This is a genomic window from Methanofastidiosum sp., from assembly GCA_020854815.1.
Taxonomy (GTDB): Archaea; Methanobacteriota_B; Thermococci; order Methanofastidiosales; family Methanofastidiosaceae; genus Methanofastidiosum.
On sequence record JAHKLW010000024.1, the window covers coordinates 1 to 3,622 of the forward strand.

At 36.8% G+C, this 3,622-nt stretch carries 6 protein-coding genes; all 6 read right to left on the minus strand.

Annotated elements, in window-relative coordinates; all coding sequences use genetic code 11:
* A partial coding sequence (locus tag KO464_02775; protein ID MCC7572293.1) for a hypothetical protein occupies positions 1–473 on the minus strand: 473 nt, incomplete at its 3' end.
* Positions 474–698: 225 nt separating this feature from the next.
* Complete coding sequence (locus KO464_02780) at positions 699–941, minus strand: hypothetical protein (protein ID MCC7572294.1); 243 nt, start codon at positions 939–941, stop codon at positions 699–701.
* An 80-nt stretch (positions 942–1,021) separates the two neighbouring features.
* Positions 1,022–1,576 carry a flavodoxin family protein gene (locus tag KO464_02785; GenBank protein MCC7572295.1) on the minus strand — a complete coding sequence of 185 codons (555 nt, stop codon included), beginning with the start codon at positions 1,574–1,576 and terminating at the stop codon, positions 1,022–1,024.
* 12 nt (positions 1,577–1,588) lie between these two features.
* Positions 1,589–2,476 carry a radical SAM protein gene (locus KO464_02790; protein ID MCC7572296.1) on the minus strand — a complete coding sequence of 296 codons (888 nt, stop codon included), beginning with the start codon at positions 2,474–2,476 and terminating at the stop codon, positions 1,589–1,591.
* Positions 2,477–2,480: 4 nt separating this feature from the next.
* Entirely contained in the window at positions 2,481–2,924 is a 444-nt protein-coding gene (locus tag KO464_02795; protein ID MCC7572297.1) for a winged helix DNA-binding domain-containing protein, read from the minus strand.
* Between the two features lie 63 nt (positions 2,925–2,987).
* The gene (locus KO464_02800) at positions 2,988–3,536 is read right to left on the minus strand and encodes a winged helix DNA-binding domain-containing protein (protein ID MCC7572298.1); all 549 of its coding nucleotides are present in this window, start codon (positions 3,534–3,536) and stop codon (positions 2,988–2,990) included.
* Positions 3,537–3,622: the final 86 nt, after the last annotated feature.

Genomic DNA, 3,622 nt, shown 5'->3' on the forward strand with positions numbered 1-3,622 from the left:
CATTCTACTTCTTTGACTTCATACTCTTTTCCAGTAGCCCACTTCATCATGCTTCGCCAAAATCCAACAGGCGGCCAGCATAAACATTGAGTCGACTTATGATTCCCACAATAGAAGCAGTTCTGTATTTCTATATTAAAGGCATCATCAGTTTCAGTCATAATATGTGGCACTCCATAAAGGTTTTCGCTTTCCTTTAATATTTTTTTTAAGATGAATCTGGTCTTTCCTTCATCATTCATAAACTTAGTTGCAAATCCGGTCAATCCAAAAAGAGTTGGTTTTGACTCAACTGCATAATCAAATGTTAGCTTTCCCCATCTCATCAATAGCGGCCTTGCAGCCTTTTCCCCAAATAGGTCGATGACAGCGCCCATTGCACTTTTGAATTTCCCCATATCTAAAGTTGGCGTGTCATCATCCGGAGGAGGATTTTGAATATATTCAGTTAACTTCACTTGGGTAAGTAGCATCTTTAGCCCCTTTTCCCAAGTTGATCTTCAACGCTTTTGAAAATAATATTCAAAAGAGAGCCTGGTATCTTATAGTCACTCATAATAGTCATTTAATTACTTAAATTGTAAATTTATAAAATTTCCGTGAAAGTTAGAAAAGTATCTAAAAACTTCTAATTTTGGCGGAAAATATGCGATTAGATAAAAAATTAATAATTATAAAAGAAAAGAAAAAATTATTTTTTACATTCCGCAGGATCTTATTCTCTGCTGCCTTGATGCTCTGTTTGGGCATGTGCCTTCACAGTTGGACTGATCACAGTCACCATCGCAGTTTCCATCACACGTGCCGTTCCCAAAACAGTTTCCTTCATTTGGGCATGTAGCTGTGGTGTCTGTCTGTCCTCTGTATGAAAGAACAGCACTGATGCTTACCATCGCAATCAAAAATATGACTGCAATGCCTATTATGTAATTTTTCTTCATAATATCGCCTTATTATCAAAGGTGCCTGGGTCATATATAAGGGATTTCCGAGATTATTCCCAAATTCATACCAATTATATCTATCTGGCCAACATTTTTCCAATATTGTAAGCCCTCTCGAGGATAATCTTTTTCTCTAATATCGCACCTTTTTCCCCAACACCTGGGGCCAGTAACACATCAGTTAGATTCATCTCTAAATATCCAAAACTTTTCTCAAAGATCTCAACTGTAGCAAGAGAAGCCTTCTCATCGTCCTCTTCAAAAGGTATTGTAACAACTGCTGACTTCCCTCTAATCTTTTCTCTATTTTCTGGACAGTTGAAATAAACAAATCTATCAATAAATGCCTTCATTATCGCAGTTGGACCATACCAGTAGACCGGAGTCCCAAAAACAAGGATATCAGAATCAATTATTTTTTGATAGAAGCCGTTCATGTCATCCTTTTTAGCACACTCTAATCCTTTCCAGCATGCGTGGCAGCCATCACACTCTTTGATTATAAAATCATTTAAGAAGAGGGAACCTGTTTCTGCACCTTGATTTTCTGCCCCCTCTAAAACTCTATTGACTAGGATATGCGTATTACCGTTCCTTCTGGGGCTCCCTATAATGCCAAGTACCTTTGTCATAAAAAAGAGTTACTATTTGGCTTCTTTATTCTTTCCGTATGAAAACATCTTATCGTATTTATCAACGCCATATTTTTTGACAAGCTTGTTTGTAATCTTTCTAACACCTTTAGAATACTCCTTGTCGCAGTAGTCTGTTTGGTAGAGCGCTTCATATTTGGGGATAAGCGATTGGTCATATTCTTCCAAAAATTTAGTCATACGTTGCCTCGTCTCCCCCTTGAAATTTAGGACATCGACTATAACATAGTCAACATTTAGTTCTGAGAAGGTCTTTATCATCTCTTCTAGAGTTTTTTCATCATCTGAGATATATGGGAGGACTGGGATGGCTGTAACGCCTACTGTGATACCTGCCTCCTTTAATTTCTTAATCGCTTCCAATCTCTTTTCAACTGAAGGAACTCTAGGCTCTATTTTGTCACTAAGCGACTGGTCAAGAGTTGTTATTGTCATGCAGACATTTAGAAATCCCGTCTTAGATATCTCTTTTAGAATATCAATGTCCTTTAGTACTAGGTCGGACTTAGTCGTGATAAGAAGTGCATTGTGGTGCTTCAAAAATACCTCTAACACTTTCCTAGTATTCCCAAACTCTTTTTCTGCCGGCTGGTAAGGGTCTGTAACAGTAGAAACATTAACAGTTAGATTTTTGTTCCACTTTTCTTTTGAGAACTCTTTGTCTAAAGCGCTAGCCGCATTGTCCTTGACTATAATCTTTCGGGCAAACTCTCCCTCTTCCATCCCAAGGTATTCATGCGTGTATCTAGCATTGCAATAGACGCAGTCATGCTGACACCCTCTATAGATATTAGATCCCCACCTAAAGGGGAGAAACCAGACATTAAGCTTGTGAAGCATCTTTTCAACTTCAACATGTTCATAGAATATCTTTGTCATATAATCAGTCATCCATATCCTTTAGTGGGGCCATAAAGCCACCGGTAGTTCTTTTATCAAGTGGCGTCATATCATCGCATATTTTTATCTTAACTTCTTTTTCATAAATAAAGTTCCCAATTTCTTTTGCCTTCTTCTCAATCTCTTTTGAAATATTTTGATCCTCAAACATAAATATTTTTATTATTGGGTCTGGATTCTCCTCAAAATCCCAAACGCCGATTATTTTCCCGTTGTTTATAATAGTTGTCGTTCCACTCCCAGCGCGGTCAAAAATATAATTAAAATATTCTTTATCAAGATACCTATCCCGCTCCTTGTAACCCATTATGCATGGATCAAGCGCAGGCAAAAGATTGATTTGTGGATTATTATTTTCTTTTATATTTTTTAATTGGTTCAGACCATTCTTAAAGATTATATGTTCTCCAAGCCCCGAAATATTCACATACTCTACGCCACTTAATATATCAAGTATTTTCTTTATCTCAGTCTTCGGAAAACCTGTCCATCACGAAATATCTGTTATAGTTACAGGATCAAATGAGGACAGGTACTGTGATACTATTATCTTTCTTGCCGCATCTTGGCTATACTCGCTAAGATTGATATCCGGGAGATACCTATCCGTTCTGTAATATGTATGGGCATTGCTCTTCCACCCTCCCTTGGATAGGCCCCTTACTAAAATACCAAGGTCGCACATTAGATTAATTACAGGGGATAAGTTAGTTTCAGTATTGAGATCTTTTTTAATTTCACTTGTATTAAGGCCATTATTTCCTAAAAGTTCAAGAATTGATTTTGAAATCTTTTCATACTCGCTTTCAGTTATACCCATATATTTGTAATACTTCTCTGAAGCAATCTGTACCCCTTCTTTAGTAGCAGAAAAGGCAGCAGAAACATATTCCCTTGGTAGGATATGGACAGTTTTCCTAACAAATCTTATCTTAACTAGTCTTTTTTCTATTATTTCTCTGTCAAGTGACGATTTGTCAAAATTATTAAGAGAATTTTGATAAACTTCGGTTCTGCTCCCGCTATTGGTTAAATTTATATACTAATAGTGGGTTTTAGTTGTCATGACAACATTATTAGATATTGCCATTAAGGAAAGGTATGAAAAACTTCTAAGAGTAGGCG

Coding starts and splice junctions, on each gene's coding strand:
- KO464_02780 (MCC7572294.1), bottom strand. CDS start 941: ATGAAGAAAAATTACATAATAGGCATTGCAGTCATATTTTTGATTGCG.
- KO464_02785 (MCC7572295.1), bottom strand. CDS start 1,576: ATGACAAAGGTACTTGGCATTATAGGGAGCCCCAGAAGGAACGGTAAT.
- KO464_02790 (MCC7572296.1), bottom strand. CDS start 2,476: ATGACAAAGATATTCTATGAACATGTTGAAGTTGAAAAGATGCTTCAC.